At 39.5% G+C, this 20062-nt stretch carries 16 protein-coding genes; 5 read left to right on the top strand and 11 right to left on the bottom strand.

Annotated features, from left to right (window positions below; translation table 11 throughout):
• Positions 1 to 143 precede the first annotated feature (143 nt).
• Together ACOI22_RS01625 and ACOI22_RS01620 are read left to right on the top strand one after the other, a co-directional pair.
• A complete protein-coding gene (locus ACOI22_RS01625; RefSeq protein ID WP_420669533.1) occupies positions 144 to 359 on the top strand; it encodes a DUF1414 domain-containing protein in 216 nt (71 codons plus the stop codon).
• Between the two features lie 7 nt (positions 360 to 366).
• On the top strand, positions 367 to 1866 hold the full coding sequence (locus ACOI22_RS01620; RefSeq protein WP_420669531.1) for a DUF3413 domain-containing protein: 1500 nt from the start codon (positions 367 to 369) through the stop codon (positions 1864 to 1866).
• A gap of 21 nt (positions 1867 to 1887) precedes the next feature.
• On the opposite strand, the gene mmsB is transcribed toward ACOI22_RS01620, so the two are convergent.
• From mmsB to ACOI22_RS01600, 4 genes are read right to left on the bottom strand one after another with little or no spacing between them, the layout of a single operon-like run.
• The gene (mmsB, locus tag ACOI22_RS01615; RefSeq protein ID WP_420669529.1) at positions 1888 to 2760 is read right to left on the bottom strand and encodes a 3-hydroxyisobutyrate dehydrogenase; all 873 of its coding nucleotides are present in this window, start codon (positions 2758 to 2760) and stop codon (positions 1888 to 1890) included.
• Positions 2753 to 3889, bottom strand: coding sequence for an enoyl-CoA hydratase/isomerase family protein (locus ACOI22_RS01610; RefSeq protein WP_420669527.1), 1137 nt, complete (start codon positions 3887 to 3889; stop codon positions 2753 to 2755). The genes mmsB and ACOI22_RS01610 overlap by 8 nt, the downstream gene beginning before the upstream one ends.
• Before the next feature lie 4 nt (positions 3890 to 3893).
• A complete protein-coding gene (locus ACOI22_RS01605; protein ID WP_420669525.1) occupies positions 3894 to 5048 on the bottom strand; it encodes an acyl-CoA dehydrogenase family protein in 1155 nt (384 codons plus the stop codon).
• A gap of 12 nt (positions 5049 to 5060) precedes the next feature.
• Positions 5061 to 6551, bottom strand: a complete 1491-nt coding sequence (locus ACOI22_RS01600; RefSeq protein WP_420669523.1) for a CoA-acylating methylmalonate-semialdehyde dehydrogenase — start codon at positions 6549 to 6551, stop codon at positions 5061 to 5063.
• Between the two features lie 261 nt (positions 6552 to 6812).
• On the opposite strand from ACOI22_RS01600, the gene ACOI22_RS01595 reads away from it, so the two are divergent.
• Positions 6813 to 8480, top strand: a complete 1668-nt coding sequence (locus ACOI22_RS01595; protein ID WP_420669521.1) for a response regulator — start codon at positions 6813 to 6815, stop codon at positions 8478 to 8480.
• A 61-nt stretch (positions 8481 to 8541) separates the two neighbouring features.
• Here ACOI22_RS01595 and ACOI22_RS01590 read toward each other — a convergent pair whose 3' ends face one another.
• The 3 genes from ACOI22_RS01590 to ACOI22_RS01580 all read right to left on the bottom strand — a co-directional run bounded on the left by ACOI22_RS01590 (position 8542) and on the right by ACOI22_RS01580 (position 13529).
• Positions 8542 to 10260 (bottom strand): EAL domain-containing protein, encoded by a 1719-nt coding sequence (locus ACOI22_RS01590; RefSeq protein WP_420669519.1) that lies wholly within the window; start codon positions 10258 to 10260, stop codon positions 8542 to 8544.
• Between the two features lie 150 nt (positions 10261 to 10410).
• Positions 10411 to 10833 (bottom strand): response regulator, encoded by a 423-nt coding sequence (locus ACOI22_RS01585; protein ID WP_420669517.1) that lies wholly within the window; start codon positions 10831 to 10833, stop codon positions 10411 to 10413.
• Positions 10833 to 13529, bottom strand: a complete 2697-nt coding sequence (locus ACOI22_RS01580; RefSeq protein ID WP_420669515.1) for a PAS domain S-box protein — start codon at positions 13527 to 13529, stop codon at positions 10833 to 10835. The genes ACOI22_RS01585 and ACOI22_RS01580 overlap by 1 nt, the downstream gene beginning before the upstream one ends.
• Before the next feature lie 258 nt (positions 13530 to 13787).
• Here ACOI22_RS01580 and ACOI22_RS01575 point away from each other — a divergent pair, with 258 nt between their 5' ends.
• Positions 13788 to 14279, top strand: coding sequence for a glutathione peroxidase (locus ACOI22_RS01575; RefSeq protein ID WP_420669513.1), 492 nt, complete (start codon positions 13788 to 13790; stop codon positions 14277 to 14279).
• Here the strand turns inward: ACOI22_RS01575 and ACOI22_RS01570 are convergent.
• Both ACOI22_RS01570 and ACOI22_RS01565 read right to left on the bottom strand, forming a co-directional pair.
• Positions 14265 to 15056, bottom strand: a complete 792-nt coding sequence (locus ACOI22_RS01570) for a methyltransferase (protein ID WP_420669511.1) — start codon at positions 15054 to 15056, stop codon at positions 14265 to 14267. The two genes, ACOI22_RS01575 and ACOI22_RS01570, sit on opposite strands and share 15 nt — an antisense overlap.
• A 15-nt stretch (positions 15057 to 15071) precedes the next feature.
• The gene (locus tag ACOI22_RS01565; protein ID WP_420669509.1) at positions 15072 to 15845 is read right to left on the bottom strand and encodes a Nif3-like dinuclear metal center hexameric protein; all 774 of its coding nucleotides are present in this window, start codon (positions 15843 to 15845) and stop codon (positions 15072 to 15074) included.
• A 100-nt stretch (positions 15846 to 15945) separates the two neighbouring features.
• Here ACOI22_RS01565 and ACOI22_RS01560 point away from each other — a divergent pair, with 100 nt between their 5' ends.
• Positions 15946 to 16278 (top strand): hypothetical protein, encoded by a 333-nt coding sequence (locus ACOI22_RS01560; RefSeq protein ID WP_420669507.1) that lies wholly within the window; start codon positions 15946 to 15948, stop codon positions 16276 to 16278.
• 84 nt (positions 16279 to 16362) lie between these two features.
• Here the strand turns inward: ACOI22_RS01560 and sohB are convergent, their stop codons facing one another.
• Both sohB and ACOI22_RS01550 read right to left on the bottom strand, forming a co-directional pair.
• The gene (gene sohB / locus ACOI22_RS01555) at positions 16363 to 17388 is read right to left on the bottom strand and encodes a protease SohB (RefSeq protein ID WP_420669505.1); all 1026 of its coding nucleotides are present in this window, start codon (positions 17386 to 17388) and stop codon (positions 16363 to 16365) included.
• Between the two features lie 101 nt (positions 17389 to 17489).
• Entirely contained in the window at positions 17490 to 20048 is a 2559-nt protein-coding gene (locus tag ACOI22_RS01550) for a VolA/Pla-1 family phospholipase (protein WP_420669503.1), read from the bottom strand.
• Positions 20049 to 20062: the final 14 nt, after the last annotated feature.

The raw sequence follows: 20062 nt of genomic DNA, 5'->3' as shown, positions 1-20062 counted from the left end.
AAATAGAATATTGGTTATTCGTTGTTCACTTAAACAAACTAACGAACAAAAGTTGGTGAAAAAAAACCACAGGCCGTATACTGATACAAAACCCAATAATGCAATTGTAACGAGTTTTTCTCAAAAAATCATAGGACAAATGAATGCCCATACAATCACGGTACAGTAATGAAGAGTTTGAAGCTGTTATGCAAGACGTTTTTGTTGCCCTAGAGCAAAATCAATCTAACCGAGATTTATCTATAATGGTGCTTGGCAATGTGCTTGCCAACATATTTAATAATCAAGTAAACAAAGACAAACGCCAAGATATGGTAGAACAATTTTGCAATGCGCTGAAAAAAAGTACATCGGCGTAAATTACTGATGATATATACTGAATCACCCCATCGCCAACAAATAACAAAACAAGTGAGTTGGGGACACTGGTTTGCATTAGCCAATATTTTAATGGCTGTTGTAATATCGTCTGTTTATTTGTTTTCCGGCCCAAGCGCCGAAACCCCCATTAGCGTTATTTACATGGTAACAACTTGGTTGGGTCATACCAGCTTTTTAACGTTCTTAGGTTTCATTATATTAATATTGCCTTTGTGCTACAAAATTACCCATTTAAATACACTAAAAGCAACCGCCTCGGTTATTGCCGCTCTATGTTTGGCTCTGCTCGCCTTTGACGCGCTATTGTACAATAAAACAGGTTTTCACCTGTCGTTTAGTTCAGCTGAATTATTAAAAAGTGAAACCCGCGGGCAAGTAAACGCTTTTGGTTGGCTGCAATGGTTTTACCTTGTTCTGCTATTTGTAATATGGTTGATGTTTCAACTAGTCGTCGCAAATGCTATTTTCAAACGCATTGCTCGCTTACAAAAGTTTAAAGTTAGCCCATATATTATGGTGTCATTAGTATTATGCTTCGTGGTAAGCCACGCAATTCATGTATGGGCCGACGCAAAGCTTTACACACCCGTGTTAAAGCAAGATAACATGTTCCCGCTGTCATACCCTGCTACGGCAAAAACCTTAATGGCTCGTTACGGCTTACTAGATTTAGAAGTTAGGCAACAGCGTGAAGAACTGCAATACAACAGCGAAAACAACCGCTTTAACTATCCGCCTCGCCCGGTATATTGCAGTGTTGATAACAAAGTAAAGGTAGTGGTACTAAGCAGTTTAGAGCCTGTAGCACGCACATCGTATAATGGCTTAAAGGCCAATCAGTTTCATTTAAACTTACAGCAAAAACCCAGTAAATTATTAGACCAGCTCTTATATGGCATTCCTAATAATCTGCTTAGCTTAACTAAGTCACCACCGGTAGTAGTTGAGCTTCTAGAAGCCTTTGACGTAACTACCACCACGTTTATTGAAACCAATACCAGTGAAGACACCGCCGAGTTTTTAAACGCGATTCAAAGCAGTGAAAATGGATTGTTTATAGGTATATTAAGCGCAGATACATTAGCCGCACTTGACCAAACCTTACTTGATGAGAATACTGAATTGATGATAATTCAGCAAAATGAAAGCGAAAACTTCTATAAGCTTTACTCTCGTTTTGTAGACTTTAATCAAATTTCAAGTAATGAAGACATAACGCCTACTATACTTAGTAAGTTTGGTTGCTTGGCTGACGTGAACCGGTACTCAACAGGTCAATCTTTGCTTTCGCCTAGTAAAAACTGGTTAGTTAGCACCGAAAAAAATAACTTAATTATAGTGAAATATCCTTTACTTACCTCAGTAGGGAAAGACGGTAGTTTTGAAGTATTAGACTTAAATGACAATACTAAAAAGTTACTGGAAATTGACACTAACTTATTAAGCCGTTCAATCAAGCATTTAAAAGATTTTAGTGACCGATAGTCAATAACTATATTTGAGAGCTTATTTAAAGCTCTCAAATATTGACGAAAAGTCTTTCCCCCCATTTCCGCCTTTTGCGTGTAATTCAAATAACGATTTAGCTAAAGCCCCCATAGGCGTGGTGGATTGATGCTCAAGCGCAGTTTGCATAGCCAAACGCAAGTCTTTGTTCATTAAATCAACCATAAAGCCTCCTTTATAATTATTTGATGATGGCGCATTGGGCATAATATTGGGCACAGGATTGTATACTTGTAGTACCCAGTTATTACCTGAGCTTTGCTGCATAATGTCTGACATCACTTTAGGATCTAATCCGTTGTCTATGCCCATTTGCAATGCTTCGCAGGTACCTGTCATGAGTACGGCCAACAACATATTATTACAAATTTTAGCTACTTGCCCGGCACCCGCTTTACCTGCATGAAAGCAATGCTTCCCCATGCCTTCTAAAATGTGCTTTGCCTTTTGTACGTCGGTATCATCGCCGCCCATTATAAATGTTAATGTACCTGCTTTTGCACCAGCTACCCCTCCTGACACAGGCGCATCTACAAATCTGTGGCCTTGGCTGCATACTTTATCTTTAAGTGCTCTTGCCGTGCTGGCTTCTATGGTGCTGCAGTCAATGAATAAAGTATTGCTATTTACCGAGCCTATTATTTCATCATAAAGCGCAGCTACATGGTGCCCTGCAGGTAACATACTAATAATCACATCTGCCTGTTGGGCGGCCTCTTTTGCTGAGTTCGCCCCCTTAGCGCCGGCCTCTATTAGCGGCGCCATGTTATTTGGCACCAAATCAAACACGCTTAAGCAATGTTTGTTCTTTAATAGGTTTAAGGCCATACCTTGCCCCATATTACCTAAACCATAAAAAGTGATGTTAGCCATGATAATCTCCAAATTCTTGAATTAAGGTCGCTAGCGGATGGGGACTTAAATTAAATTGCGTAAAATGAGATTCAACCACGCGTGATGTCACATCTAAATAATGCGAAAACTGCCAAGCGGCTTGTTTGTCTTTATCAATAACTAGGGCGCGAATCCCCTCTTTAAACTCACCTCCTAAACAACAACGCCTTGCCATACTCAATTCCATTTCAAAACATTGAGCCAAATTTAAGTGTTTAGCGCGTGCTAATTGCTGCACCACCAAATGTAAAGAAATTGGACTGGCAGCTAAAAAACTAGATAGGGCACTTTTAAATACTTTATTGTTTGGCAACTGCTCGTTTAATGCAAGCAGCAAGGTTTCGACTTGCCCTAGGTTGTCGCATTCGTCAAATCTAGCAAGTTCATTGTATAAACCATGTAACTTACCTTGTGGCATGTCAGTCTTACTCGTGGCATGCAATTGAGCAAATAGGTTTTGCAGATATTCTTGTTCGAACGATTTACTTGATGCCAAAGCCTGTAACACTTGCTCTTTCTTGCTATTCATAATTGCATAATCAGCAAGGCCTATTTCTACGCAGTCGAGCGCGTTAACATTAGCCGCACATAATCCTAAAAATGTGCCAACGCCCTTAGGCATTTTATTAAAGAAGTAGCTAGCCCCTACATCTGGAAACAAACCAATAGATACCTCAGGCATTGCTACACGCGCGGTTTCTGTCATCACTTTTATACTTGCGCCCAAAAATACGCCCAGCCCGCCCCCCATAATTATGCCATTTCCCCAACAAATTACGGGTTTAGGGTAAGCATGCAAACAATAATCAAAGCGATATTCTTGGGTAAAAAAATCGGCAAGGAAGTCAGGTAATTTTCCTTCATCGTTGGTATCCATAGCCTTATACAATGAAACAATATCTCCGCCGGCACTAAAGGCTTTATCAATGCTGCTATCTATAAATACAGCACCAATGCGGCTGTCATTGCGCCACGCCATTAATTGCGTAAACATTGTTTTTATCATATCAAGATCTAAAGCATTAAGTGCCTCAGGTTTGTTTAGCTGCAAATGACCTATATTGCCATGTTCGTTTGCTATAACTTTCACGATAACTTTATTATCCATCTTGCTATAACACCTCAGTTGCTTCTGACAATAAACGCCTTGCAATAATTACGCGCATTATCTCGTTAGTACCTTCAAGTATTTGATGCACTCGTACGTCTCTTACATGGCGCTCTAGGGGATACTCTTTAATATAGCCATAGCCCCCATGAATTTGTAAGGCTTCATTGCATACTTGAAAACCCACATCGGTGGCAAAGCGCTTAGCCATTGCACAATATGTGCTTTTATCATTGTGCTGGTTATCTATTTTACTTGCAGCTAAACGCACCAGTTGCCTAGCGGCCACTAATTCTGTTGCCATGTCAGCCAGTTTAAACTGCAGAGCCTGAAAGCTCGCAAGAGGTTTGGAAAACTGTTGGCGGTCAAGTAAGTATTCGCGTGCAGTATTTAGTGCTTGTTGTGCTGTGCCCAATGAACAACTCGCAATATTGATGCGCCCTCCATCAAGGCCTTGCATAGCAAACTTAAAACCTTGGCCTACATCGCCTAACAAGTTGGAAGCCGGTATGCTTACGTCATCAAAATTAATCATTCGCGTGGGCTGTGCATTCCAACCCATTTTTTCTTCTGCTTTACCGTAGGTAACGCCCTTTGCATTAGCAGGCACAACAAAGGCTGATACACCACCTGCACCTTCGTTTGACGTTCTAGCCATCACCACCAACACTTGAGTTGCCCCCGCGCCAGAAATAAACACTTTGGCACCATTTAATATGTATTGGTCCCCCTCGCGTTTAGCGCTGGTCGTTAAATTAGCGGCGTCTGAACCATTTCCGGGCTCAGTCAAACAATAGCTCGCAATAGCATTCCCTGTTACCAACTTATCCATCCACGCATCTTTAACTTCACTGCTTCCCCAATTGGCTATCATCCACGTTGCCATGTTGTGAATGGTCAGCATGGCGGTAGTGGTAGTACACCCCATAGAAAGCTGCTCAAATATAATAGATGAATCGAGCCTTGATAAACCAAGCCCACCCGCATCCTCTGGCGTATATAACGCACAAAAGCCAAGTTCACCTGCTTTGCGAATTGCCTCTACCGGAAAATAGTGGTCTTTATCCCATTTAGCCGCATTCGGCGCGAGTTCCTTATCAGAGAATTGTTTAGCTGTAGCTGCGTAAGCAATTTGTTCTTCACTTAATTCAAAATTCATAATACTGCCCCGCTATTTTAAATGAATCGTCATATTGACATCTGACACCGCATCATCTTCAAACCATCTTGCGGTGATGGTTTTTGTTTCGGTATAAAAGCGAACAGCTTGTTTACCGTAGGCGTGTAAGTCACCGTAAAAAGAGTTTTTCCACCCAGTAAATGAGAAAAACGGAAGCGGTACTGGAATAGGCACATTAATACCGACTTGCCCCACCTCTACATTGCTTTGGTATTTTCGAGCTACACCACCACTGGCTGTAAAAATTGAGGTGCCGTTACCATATGGATTAGCATTGACTAATTGTATTGCTTCATCAAGGGTATCTACGCATATACAGCACAGCACTGGGCCAAATATTTCTTGCTGATATATAGCCATACTAGGCGTCACATCTTTGAAAACCGTAGGGCCTATCCAGTTCCCATTTTCATAACCATCCACGGTAATTTGCGAGCCATCAACTAAACAAGTTGCACCTTCATCTTTACCCTGTTGAATGAGTGATAAAACGCGCGCTTTGGCTTGCGGGGAAATAAGCGGGCCAAAGCCTGCTTGTTTGTCATCCCATAGTCCAGGTTTCACTTCTCCGATCTTGTTTGCCAGTTCCTCTATCCATTCTTGGCTATTGCCCACAAAAACGGCTACAGAAATAGCCATACAACGCTGCCCAGCCGCGCCTACACTTGCTCCTACCAAGTTGTTCAATACTTGTTGTTTGTTAGCGTCAGGCATTATTACGCAGTGGTTTTTTGCCCCTGCAAAGCACTGTGCACGTTTCATGTTATTGGTGGCCGTTTTATAAATGTGTTGGCCTACTGGCACACTCCCCACAAATGACACCGCTCTTATATCACTATGTTCAAGCAAGTAATTTACTTCATCTTTACCGCCGTGCACTACGTTAAGCACCCCAGCAGGCGCGCCTGCTTGCATGAATAATTCGGCAAGTTTCATGGGGGTTTGAGGGTCTTGTTCTGACGGTTTGAGTACAAAGGTGTTTCCGCAAGCAATAGCCAGAGGGAACATCCATAAAGGGATCATTGCCGGGAAATTAAACGGCGTAATGCCTAAACATACGCCTAAAGGCTGAATCATGCTGTAGGTATCAATATCACTGGCCACATTCTCAACGGTTTCCCCCATCATCATTGAAGCAACATTCGCGGCTTGCTCTACTACTTCAATTCCTCGCCAAACATCGCCTTTAGCGTCGTCAAAAGTTTTCCCCGTTTCTTGGGAAAGAATTTTAGCTATGTCATCATGATTTTCTTTAAGCAAATGTTGGTAACGTAGCATTAACCTTGCGCGCTCTGATACGGGGACTTTTTTCCAAGTATGAAATGCATTCGTTGCGCTGTTAATTGCTTGCTGAAGTTCGCTATTACTTGATACCGGCAGTTGCACTATTTCTTCATTATTAGCGGGGTTTGACACGCTAATAACTTGATTATTGCTGGAAACCAAGAATTGTCCATTTATAAGTTGAGGCACTTTGTTCATGAATATATGTCACCGTTTTTGGTTGGTTTAGCCAAGGGTTTACCTTTACGTTAACGTCAACTATAAATGAAATGCCTTTACCTTGTAAACAAATTGTTATCACCAATGGTTGAATGTGTAAAAACGCATTTGTTATTATTGATTACTAATGACAACTCCCACCTTGTCGATATAAATTACGATAGGTTTAATATTGAGTATTTTTAGACTAAAGAATAGCTATTTAGTGTGATTTTTAATCCATAACATCACAGGGATCTCATGTTTCCAAACGCAAATTTGCAAGAGCAATACGTTCGCCCCTTACGTATTGCTATTGTTGAAGATAACGCCACCGCTCGTACAAACTTGCGAAGCCATTTAATGGCTATCGACAACTATGATATTGCCAGTTACAGCAACGGCAAAGAGCTGCGCAATGGTTTGCGACTCAATAACGTTGACTTAATACTAATGGATTTTCATTTAGGCCAAAGCAAAAATGGGGTCGAATGGATTCAACAGCTTCAAGAAAGTAAGTTATTTAAAGCCAATATGGGATTGGTGTTCATTACATCTGATGGTATGCCGCAAACTATTGGTCAAATCCTTGATTTGTATCCTGATTTTATTTTAATTAAACCTTACACAATAAAAAGTTTGCGTTTGAATTTGAGTCATTATCTTCGCTTACGTGCTGAAACTATGCCGGTATTAGACTACATGGCTCAGCAAAATGATGACTTGGCCTTAAGCTTAATTAATAAAAAAATTCAGACATTAACGAACAAGCGCTTTAAAAATGATTTTCTAAAGCTTAAAGGTCGTTTGCTTATGCGCGAAAAGCAATACAATGAGGCCGTTGAACTCTACTCAGGCATTTTGAAAAAGTCTTCAAACGTATTGTGGGCACATTGGGGACTAATTAAAAGCGAGTTCTTTACTGGCAAATGGCATCACTGCCAAAAGTTACTCAATCACTTGGTGTCTGAAAGCCTAACAAAAGATAAAGCATATGAATGGTTAGCGAGTGTTGCGCTAGGTAAAGAAGAGTACAAAGAGGCCGAAGCTTTACTGAGTAATATCAAAGATAGTGAATTATCAATTCAAGCTACGCGCTTGAAGGTCCTTTGCTACAAAATGTTAGACAAAAATGACCAAGCTCAAAGCTTACTAGAGAAAAAAATCCAAAGTAACTTAACCGTAAAAGACAGAATGATTGATTACGCCATGGAGTTAGCGAGGTTTCATATACATCTTGCTGAGTCAGCAAATGAAAAAGCTGAGCCGAATGATCATGGGAAAGCACAAGCTGAAAAAGATGCAAATTTATCAGCCGCACGACGATTGATTGGAAAGGCTAATAGAGGAAGTAGTGACAGGCAGGCTGAATTACAAAAAAATTATATGCTTGCACTTGCTTATATGCTTGAAGGTAATATTGAGAAAGCAGAAAAAATGATTGAACAAGCGAGTCCATTTCAAACTGTTTCAAATATAAAGACAACTACCCTTTTGGATGCTGTAAAAATATGGTTTGGCGTGGGTAATTCAGAAAAAGCCACTGAAATATTAATGGAATGTGATGATGCATTACTCTCACAAGATAGCCATATTGAAAGGTTAATATGCACAGAATTGGTCAATGATATTGAGCAAGACAATGACTTACAAAAAGAAAGAGCCCTACAAAGTAATGACAGAGGCACTAAGCTCTATATAAACAAGCAGTATGCTGATGCGCTAGTGTGTTTTCATAAGGCTTATAAAACTCTGCCTGGTGTCCCTGCTTTTGCACTTAACTTATTACAATGTATGGCTGATATGCAGCAGTTTGAATACCAAGGAATTGAAGCTGAAAGCTTATACAAAGACTTGGCTACCATTAGTTTGTCAGACAAAAACGAAATCAGACTTGCCCATATTAAAGTAAACCTTGGTATCAATTAAGACCTTCATTTAACAGTATCTATTCAGCTTGATCAACTTAGTAAATGCATAACCGCATTTACTAAGCGTCAGTATTTGGGTTAGTGTTTGAACGTGATATAAAATCCTGCCAATCTTCACAATCTATTACAGGAAAACCTAAATGATAACCTTGTAAATAATCACACTTCAAATCACGCGCAGCTAAACTCAAGCTTTTAGTCTCAATACCCTCTGCTATTACCTTCATTCCTAAGCTATGAGCAAGTGATGAAATCGCGTCAATAATTTTATAATTACGGGGATTTTGTTCTAACTCCAAAAAGAACTTTTTATCAATTTTTAATATATTGCATGGCAAATCTGCTATGTACTCCATTGAACTAAATCCGGTTCCAAAGTCATCAATTGCTACATTAAAACCTGCATTCACTAGTAACTCTAAACACTCTCTTGCTTTTTCAGGTTGCGGCATTAAGTGGGTCTCAGTTACCTCAAGAATAACGTCATGTGAATCCACATTGTATTGTTCACATGCTTTTTCAATCAGGTTAGTAAAATTAAAGTTATGACATACATTTGCCGGTAAATTTAAACATAGCTTTAAACCTGGTTTGTCTTTCTGAAACGTTTTTAATTTTAATAAACTTTGCGTGAGCAGCCAAGAATGAAACTCCATATCTAAGCCTAGTTCCATTACAATATTTATTACTTCAATGGGATTCACCCATCGGCCTTCATGCTGCCATCGAGTTAAGGCTTCAACCGCATAGAAATCGGTATTATCCACATCAACAATCGCTTGAAATGCAATTTGTAGTTTGCCGTTTTGCAATGCCTTGGGAATTAGGTCTTTAAGACGTTCACTTTCATCTTCTTCGTCAAGCCCACATTCGTTATACGCTACATACTGGCAGCGACCTTTATGTTTTGCTCGGTATAAAGCCATATCGGCCTCACGCATTAGCTTCTTATAACTTTGCGCTTTACTGGGGTACATTGCCACGCCGATTGATGGGCTCACAGGAATAATTGAGTTTTTCCACGTAATATCAAAGCTTAATGTTGCAACTAGCTTCTTAGCCACTATATGAGCAGACTTTTCGCACGTTTCTGGTAGCAAAATAGCAAACTCATCACCTCCTAAGCGCCCAGCTACGTCTGAACTTCGCAGTGCTCCAAGTAGCTTTTTAGCTACCATTTGCAGCACATAATCACCCGCTTGATGACCATAAATGTCATTTATTGATTTAAACTTATCTAAGTCAACTACCATTAATCCGAAGTGATGTTTATAGCGTGCGGATTCATTAAATGTTTGATCAAGCTTTTCTAAAAACAAGCCTCTATTTGTTAGCCCCGTTAGCGAATCATATAAGGCCATTTGCTCTAATTGCTTATTTAGCTTCCATTGATTAACTGCATTTCTAATGGTTCGCAGCAAAGTGGTTGGGGTAAGCTCGTCTTTCACTATATAGTCTTGGGCGCCAAGTTTTAATAAGCGCACCGCGCTTTTTGTATCTTCCTGCCCGGTAATAATAATAATCGGGCAAGCTGAAAATCCCTTGTCAGACTGTAATGATTCTAGTAGTGATAAGGCGCTGCCATCGGGTAGATTGTAGTCAAGTAAACAGCACGTCGGTGGCGGCTTGCCAATTAAACTCTTTTTAGCGCTTTTAATGGTAGATAAACACTCAACGTGTTCAAAGCCGTGCTCCACATCCTCGAGTAACCTTAGATACAGAGTCATATCCGCAGGGTTATCCTCTACAATTAGCAACGACGTCATCTCTTCACTCATATTTTGCCCTTAACATATTTGGCTATTCATTATATGCGCTAATAATCGATTTATTTTTCAACGTGGTATTCTCAATCACATTTAGCTCGCACTTTACTTATTTTAAAATTTAGACGCAACGTATTTGTTTGATTTTCATACAATCATTTGTCATTTGGGTAAAACAACTAGCTCGAACCAAAAGTTTTCTAATTGCCTTATGGTGTTCATGAAATCAATATCAGCTACTGGTTTGGTTAAGTAAGCATTTACGCCCAAGCGGTAACTTTCTATGACGTCTTTATCTCTATTGGATGTAGTTAGCATGACCACGGGTAAGTGTTTTAAAGCGCTGTCATTTCTGATGGCTTCTAAGGTTTGCTTACCATCCAGTATTGGCATATTTATATCCATTAACACTAAATCGGGTAAATCTTTATTTTCTGCAAATATTCTAAGTTTGTTTAACGCTGAACGGCCATCACTGTGCACTGACAATCTACAAGCAATTTTGCCATCTTCCAAGGCCCTTTCAATAGCCACCTGATCTGATTTATTGTCATCTACTAACATCAAATGCACTGTCTTTTTCATCATTGTTCCTTACTATTATCTTTTGGAAGCTCAATAGTAAATGTAGAGCCTTCGTTTACAGTTGATTGCAAATAAATTTCGCCGCCCAATCTCACTACAATCTTTTTGACAATAGCTAAGCCTAAGCCTGTTCCATTGTATCGGCTGGCATTATGTAATTTTTTGAAAAGTCCGAAAATTTGTTGTTGATGGGCTTTTTCTATACCTATTCCATTATCTTTAATATGCAATAGATGCTTGCCATCAGGGGTAAAGTCAACCTCTATAGTAATAACGGGAGGGGTATCGTCCTTTGTAAATTTTAAGGCATTTTGTATTAAATTTTGCAGCGCTAAACGCAGTTGGTCAGGATCAGTCTCTATGGTAGGTAAGTCATTAGCTACATTCATAACAGCCTGTGTTTCATTAATTTTCACATTGAGATCTTGAATTACGTTACTAACCAATTCATTTAGATCGCATTGCGTCAAATAGACTTCTGAATGCCCCACTCGTGAGAATTTTAGAAGGTCATCAATTAGCGATGTCATACGTTTTGATGCACTATCAATAAATTCTTTATCTTGTTCTACTCTTTCGGCTTTTCCAGAAGCTAAGTCAGAAATTAAATATGAAGTATAGGTTTGCAGCGTTCTCAATGGCTCTTTTAAATCATGCGATGCTACATAGGCAAATTGTTCCAATTCTTCATTTGACTGTAATAGCTCATATTCAAGCTTTTTTTGTTGACCAATATCTTCAATAACTGAAATATAATGGCTGGGACAGTCGTGTTCATCTAGTACCATAGACACTGTTAATCGCGCCCAAATGATCTCGCCCTTTTTATTAATATATCGTTTTTCAATAATGTAGTGGTCTATTTCGCGGTTATATACTTTTTTAACTAATTCCACATCTTCGTTTAAATCATCAGGGTGAGTAATTTCCATAAAGATTTTTGACATTAACTCTTCGCGATCGTAGCCAAGTATCTCGCAAATCTTGCCATTTACTCGTTGCCAGCGGCCTTCAAAGTTAACGTGTGCAATTCCAACTGCCGCTTGTTCAAATGTGTCTAGAAATTCTTTCGCCAGGTGTTTTATACTCTCTTCGCGAGCTTTCATATCGCTCACATCAATAGATGAGCCCATGACTTCGATATGCTCACCGCTGTTATCAGTAGAGTAAAGTGAATTTTTAGATAAGGTCCATACCCAGTGCCCCTCTTTATGCAGCATTCTATACTCAATAGTAAATCGCTCGTGAACCTTCGCATGTCTTAAATCTAGTAAGTGCTTTTTAAGGATTTCACTATCATCTGGGTGAATAACGCTGAACAAGCCATCGTTTTGGATAATGTTTTGTAATTCGTCAAGTGAGTAACCCCACATAGTAAAAACTTGAGAATTGGTAAAAATGACCTTGTTCGTTACAATATCAACAATAAAGATAGCCGCATTTGATTGCGCTAAAACCGCATCCAAAAATTGATTTTTATTTTCAACTTCGGTTTGTAGGTTTTTAAGCTCATCAACACTCATTAATGTACCTGACATCAAAAGTGGTTTACCTGAAGCATCAAATATAGTGTCACCGGTGGTTCTAAACCACCTATATACACCACTGTAATTGGTACCTCGGTACACAATATCGTAGGTATCTTCACCTTTTAAATGCCTATCTAATCGCAATTTCACTGACTCGCGTTCGTCAGGATGAATATGATTAAACCAATCTTCAAAAGTAACATCTCCAGCTATGTTCTCTAAACCTATAAAAGAGAGTAGTTTTGAGCTAAACCAGACCTTGTTAGTTAATAAGTTCCATTCCCAAATACCCACATCAGCTACGTCTACGGCTCGCTGTAGACGACGAGACGTTTCCATAAAGCGTTTTTTGTGTACCCCTACATCAGTAACGTTCATCACCGAAGCGAAAGTGTATTTATCATTTTCAAATTCATGCACTGATAAGGTCACTTCTATAGGTACCTGTTCGCCTAATTTTGTTCGCCCCCAAACAATTCTATTATTGGCCATATGCTTACTAGCCGTATTAACTTTCATGAAATCATTTACCAATACGCTATGGTTTTGAGCATGCTCAGGTTCAAGCAATAAACTGATATTTTTGTCTTTTAGTTCGCCGGGACTATAACCGAAAGTTTCCTCAAGTTTTTTGTTCGCAATTTGTATGTTTTGCTGCTTGTCTATTACTAACACGCCTGTAGGGAATAGCTCTACAGAGAACTGAAATATTGAATTCGCTTTAGTTTCAATTTCAAGCTTCACGCGCTTTAGCCGCTCTTCTGAGGCTTTTTCTAAGGCTGAGGTAAGTTCAGATGAGCTAGGCAAAGCAATAAATTTGTCTATATAAAAATATAGAACGAAGGCTGTAGTAATCGAAAATAGAGCAGTAATAGCCTTCAATAATCCATGCAAGCCATAAGATCCATTCCATATGGTGTACACAGAAAATAGGTGGGTGACACCGCAAGATAAAATAAACAGAGCAAATAAAACAAAGATTCCACTGAAAGGTTGGTCTTCGCGTTTTTTAAGTAGATATAAAAGTATGAATGGTATAGAAAAATAAGAAAACGCGATTAATAAATCTGAAATTACATGTGTCCATAAAATACCCGGCTGCCACAAATAGCAATGACCGTGTGGCATGTAATCTGAGCTAAAAAATTCACCCAATGGTCCTTCCATATAATAGTACCCCTTGTCATCGCTCAGTTGATGACAGTTATTGAACTTATTTTAAAAACATTCGATTAATCAATGTAGTTATTGTGTGTTAGCGTGAATATAATTTCAAATTGACTTGTTCAAATACGACCATTGTCTAGTGTACACTTTTTAAACAGATGCATACATCATGCCTATATTTTAATATTATATATTTTTATTCTGCGCTAAATGAAAAGTGCTATTCTATGCACCAATGTTTTAAAGGAAACTAACAATATGTCTTCAAACTTACATTCGTTGGCGTTCACAAGTAACAAAGGTGTAGAAGTCGCTTTGTCAGACTTCACTGGTAAAGTGGTATTGTTTGTTAACACCGCCAGTAAATGTGGCTATACCCCTCAATATGAAGGCTTAGAAAGCTTATATCAAAAATATAACAGCCAAGGTTTTGAAATAATTGGATTTCCTTGTGACCAGTTTGCTGGTCAAGAACCAGGAAGTGACGTTGAGATAGAAGAATTCTGCCAACTTAATTTCGGCGTCAGCTTTCCACTTTCAACAAAAGTGGATGTGAATGGTAATAATACCCACCCTATTTTTGAAATTTTAAAAAATGACGCACCCGGCATATTGGGAACAAAGCGAATTAAATGGAACTTCACTAAATTTCTGGTAGGAAAAGATGGGCGCGTCATAAAACGCTTCGCTACTGCAACTAAACCAGCCGCATTAAGCGCAGATATTGAAAAAGCACTACAAAGCGCCTAATTCTTGACGCTTCTGTATTTGTACATAAAAATACTTTCCCATCCACTTATACGGCGCTTTCGCGCCATATTCACATTCCATTTCAAATAATTTTTGGTAATTATCATCAATGTGTTGTTTATCAAACATATAATCATGTATGCATCGAATACCGGCTGTCGCCAAAATTTTGACGCCAGTCATCGCCTCAAGTTTATCTATAACTTGTTGGGGTTTTTGGGCATTGTGCGGATTTAATCGAACCGTATTCTTTGAGGGCATCCCCTCTTCAACGTACTTAAAATTGCCGTACAGTAAATTATTAAATACTTTAGCATCATAATTAAAAAATGATAACGAAAGCACTCCACCTGGTTTTAATAATTGCACGAGTTTTTCAATACATTCAAGGGGCTTGGTCAACCACTCTAAAACTGCGTGGCATATAACAAGATCGTAAGCACCATCTAGTTCATTTATTTCGCCTAAAATCACCTTTGTATCGTGGAAACTAGCTAACCTTCCATATGCTATGTCTAGTGTATCTTGAGACACATCATTTAAGGTAACTTTATGTCCATTCTTAGCAAATTCGCAAGCCATCATTCCTGTACCACCACCTGCATCTAGCACTTTAAGTGGCTCACCTAAAAGGTAAGGTTGCAAATAGTGAACCAACAATTGGTGACGCAGTTGACCTTTGCTGGTTCCATAAATATTTTCGTCAAATTTATTAGCTATGCCGTTAAAGGAAGTCGTTTCCACTCTAGGCACACGCGCCTTTTTTGTTTTACTCATATTGTCCTAAATGAATTAAGCTGGATTAGGAATATCAATAAATTTTACATCTATTGCGTATTGATTTTGAACCCATTCACCTACCGCTTTAACACCATAACGCTCTGTAGCATGATGACCTGCAGCAAAAAAATCAATGCCTTGTTCGTTTGCGCTGTGCGTAGTTTGCTCTGAAATTTCGCCCGATATAAATGCATCAATAGGTGAATTTGTATTTTGCGATGCTAAGAATACTTGGTCAATGTATGATTGGCCTCCCCCCGTACACCATGCGATATTACGAATACTTTGTTTTTGGCCTACACTTACAGTGCTATTTGGCGCTAGCGATTTATCTAAAAATGTTTTCAGCTCAATATGGCTCATAGGCTTAGGCAAATTACCACGCATTACAATCCCTAATGGTTGTATTGATTCAATGGAAGTGATTTCAGAACACTGTAACATTTTACCTAGTTGGGCGTTGTTGCCTAAACTTGCGTGAACATCTATGGGTAAATGGTAAGCCAATAAATTAATATCATGAGCAAGCAATTTACCAATTCGGCGTTTCTTCATACCTGTTATTTGGGCGCTTTCACCTTTCCAAAAATAACCATGATGCACTAAAATTGCATCCGCATTTTCTAATATAGCTTGATCAATTAGCGCTTCACTGGCCGTTACACCAGTGACCAATTTGCTAATATTATTTCGGCCCTCAATTTGAAGTCCATTGGGGCAAAAGTCAGAAATGCTGCTGGCAGACAACAAATTATTTAAAGCACTTAATAATTCATTTCTTAACATTTTATTATCCTTTTATTAAGAAATTAGACATTTTCAGTTAAATGTGTATAAACTGTTCAATAATAACATTATTTAACCATGTAAAGGTGTATTTTAACCAATGAGCAAATTAGATAAAGAAACCGTTTTAGAAAATTTTACCCAAGCCTATACGAAAGCAAATGGCAAAGCGCCTTCTGTTGAAGCAAAGGGTGGCTGGTATAGTGTAGATGGTGGCAAGAATATTCGCTTAGCCCAATTAGAGGAGCTTACTGAAGAGTTAAGTGGTCAAACTAAAGTAAGTGATGAAAAGCCGAGTAAAAAAACAGCAGCCAAAAAAGAGACTAAGAAGAAAGCTAGTCCTAAAAAATCTAAAACCCCTAGTTTTTCGGTAAAAGATTTTTATACTCAGCAAATTCAAGATGCCAACCCTGGCGCCAAGGCTCCTAGATAATTCGCAAGGCGTAAACTAAAAAAAGACCGCTTAGGTCTTTTTTTAGTTTATTAAAATAAGTGACATCAAATCAGCTATTTTAATTTAAACGCGCCACGTGTTTACTTTCGTTAACACATTGCTTAAGCCGCTCTCAATGCCTTGTGAAACTGCCAAACCTAATTTTTGTGCGAGGGTCTTCTTTGCTGCATATTTAAGTTTAAACAATTTATAGTGTTCATTTTGTTTCATTAAGAAGTCATCAGATGTTTGTACTTCATCAACCAAGGCTAGTTCTTTAGCTTTTGTGCCGTACCAATATTCACCAGTAGCCACTTTTTCAATATCAAGTTGCGGCCTATTATCCGACACAAACGTCTTAAACATGCCATGTACTTCCTCAAGCTCTGCTTGAAACTTATCACGACCTTCTTGCGTATTTTCACCAAACACCGTCAAGGTGCGTTTAAATTCACCAGCAGTATGTAATTCTAGGTCTATATCATTTTTCTTTAATAGCTTATTGAAGTTAGGCAATTGAGCTACCACACCAATAGAACCCACTATAGCAAATGGTGCCGATATCACTTTATCAGCAACACAAGCCATCATATAGCCGCCACTCGCAGCAACCTTATCAATGCTAACGGTTAGCTTTAGGCCTTTGTCTTTAATTCTTTTCAGTTGAGAAGCCGCTAAACCATATCCATGTACTACACCGCCCCCACTTTCTACTTTAACAAGTACTTCGTCATCAGGGTTAGCAATACACAAAATAGCCGTGATTTCTTTTCTCAAGGTTTCAACTTCTTTCGCCATCGACGAACCATTAAAATCAACAATAAATAAATGTTTTGATTTTTCAGACGCACTATCGCTTTCTTTTTTCTTCGATTTTTTCTTAGCTTTCGCTTGTTGTTTCAGCTCTTCTTTTGACAGTAAAGCTTGTTTACCCATTTTAGCTAGGTCATCAAAGGTGTCAGACAGCGAATCTAATTCTAAATTGCCTGTACCTTCATGTGACTTTTGCTTATTCGCAAGAACCAAAATACTTAAAACGATTGCAATAATCGTTACCACTATTGTTACCGCCTTAGCTAAAAACAATCCATATTCAAATAAAAATTCCAAACACCTTACTCCAATGCTAGTTAAACCACTTACTATATGGGGACATAATACCAATAAAAAACCCGCCTAGTAAGGCGGGTTTTATTTGTTTTAAAACTTAACTAGTTTTGTTGAACAACAGATTCATTTGTTACCTGAATCACGGTAGCTTCTGATGCCATGTAAGCGGCAACTTGACTTTGCATCTCAGCATATACCGCCGCACTGCGCTCAAATGACAAGCTGCTAGCGTGTGCCCCTGAGTTAAATAGGACTAAACCACTAATTGGATCACCCATTTGAGTAGATGCAATGGTATCAAGCTCCATAATTTGCGCTAATGGTAACTGACCAGAAAGTGGCAAACTGGTGGTAACAGGAATTACCTGATCAGGAAGGTTTTCTTCACTACCATCACCCACTACTGTCATCATATGCACCGGTGTGTTACTTGCTAAATTAGCAAAATAATTAATCGGGTCAGATGAATCGGTTAGAGTTTGAGCGGCAAATGCAAATTGCGTAAACAGGCTATTCACCGCAGCTAACTGTTCAGTATTAAGGGCAGCCAAGAAGCCAAGAGTTGCCGCAACAAGCTGCTCTTGAGTAACTTCAACTGTTCCAAACTGAGCCACTAAAGCGGCTTGGAAATCTGGTGAACCTTGTTGCAATAATGAACCTTTAACTAACGGACCAAACGCATTCGATTCCAATAGGAAGTTAGCGATACCGCCACCTGGAGATTCTAGCGATGCCGCTTTTACCGCATAAAGGCTAGAAAAAGGCGCCGCTTCACCTGGCAATGGATTATTAGCAATTGAGGCAAACATACCACCTGTAATAGCACCTAATGAGACCCCCATTACAGACACATTGCTAGGATTAACTTGAACATTTCCACCTGTTGCATCAAAGAGTGCATTTAAACCTAAACGTACACCTAGCAAATCAGCAACCGCTTGCTTTGAATTGTCACGCGCTGTTGGCAAACTGGCTAAATTAAGATAATGCGTAGCACTAACTGTTGTTGCGTTTATATCATCAACACCATTGCCAGTTAAATCAAACCCACGTGAACCGTGAATAGGTTGGTCAATTGAAACGGTCGCAAAACCTGCTAACGACAATGCACCTGATATATTCAACATGGCCTCTTTTTGAGACGTAATACCGTGTACCAGCATAACTACTGGCCAGCCGCCATCAGGCATTTCAATGGTTTGCCCTAGTGCAGCAGCTACCGCTACATTTGGAACAGTAATTTGTACATCTAAAGTTTCTTTACCATTTTCACTGCCCTTCGCTTGCGGAACCGGTGAGAATTTAGTAATGAAACGTGAACTGTCAAACATAGCGTCACCAAGGCGGACGTCGTTTAAGCCCACTTGCTGACAAAGAGCCGCATTAGGGCCTGGTGTAGCAGCGTCTAAAATGCCTGTACCTAGCGCACTACGTAATGCAATACCAGAATCGCAGGCTGCATCCCAAAACTCGTTAACAGGAGCCATTGGGTTAGTTGCCGTTGGCACACCTGAATAGTAGCTTAATGAAATATTCGCATCATATACGGTTGCGGCACAATTTACAGCGAATGCAGATGCAACAAGTTGTAGCGTGTCATTGATTAACGTGTCGGTAGCAGCATCTCCTGTTGTTTGCCCCGTTGCGGCTAAAAACTGTCCGGCAGCAGCGGGTAAAACGCCCGCACATGATTCTATACTTGAATACTCAAGCGCCGCTGGAAGGCCAATAGAAGCAGCTAATGAATTACCGTTAATATCAAAGGTTGCCACTACATTCTCATGCGCAGAACCGTTAACATTAGGATTAGTAACCACAATAGACGGCTGCTGGGCTGCTGATGTCACTGCAAACTCAGCCACTTGCAATTGCTTAACGGTAGATAACGCGGTATCAACCGATTGTGTTGTAAAAACTTGTACATAGCTAATTTCGTCGCGCGAAATTGACACAGAATCAAGTGCATCAACATAGGTATTAACTAGAGTTTGTAGTGACAACTGTGATTCTGTTGCTAAAGGAGCAGTAGCAATATCTTGTTTCACTAAATCCCACGTAGTGGAACCTTGAACACCTTTACCCGAAGAATCCTTCAAAGCATTTGTAATTACTAGCATGTGCCCTTTTGCTGCGGTAAAAGGTTTAAGCGGAATCACGTTAATCGTGTTTCCGTCACTTACTGTTAAGGCAAAATCTACCCCTAACTGTAATTCAGTACCCATTTTGCAGCCGGCACTGGGAATGGCAATTGCCTGACATTCAGCGTCTGCAATGTCGAGTCCAAGGGTGGCTTCAAAAATTCTTACGCCTGCAGCAAGTGTGCTTTCGTCTAAAGTCACGTTAGTAGGCGTATCAATTGCTACCTGAAAGGGATAATTGGTAGACCAGCCATCTTGCGAATTCAGCGCGTTTTGAGGGTCAGAGAAGTCGCTAGTATCAGCAACAGGAATATTCAAGGTGTAATCAAAAACTTGACCTTCACCAGGTATCATTAACAAGTCATTTGGAATACTTAATACACCAGCTGCAGGGTCAAAGACCACTCGAGTGAATGGTGTATCAACGGTTGTATCTGCTTGTATATCTTTAATTGTGTCACCACCGCATCCTGCTAAACCTAATGCTGCTAAGATACATGTGCTCACTAAGAGTTTCTTCATTCTATCTCCCTACT

The organism is Glaciecola sp. 2405UD65-10, assembly GCF_048820975.1.
Classification (GTDB): Bacteria; Pseudomonadota; Gammaproteobacteria; order Enterobacterales; family Alteromonadaceae; genus Glaciecola.
This window is presented reverse-complemented; position numbering and strand designations above follow the sequence as displayed.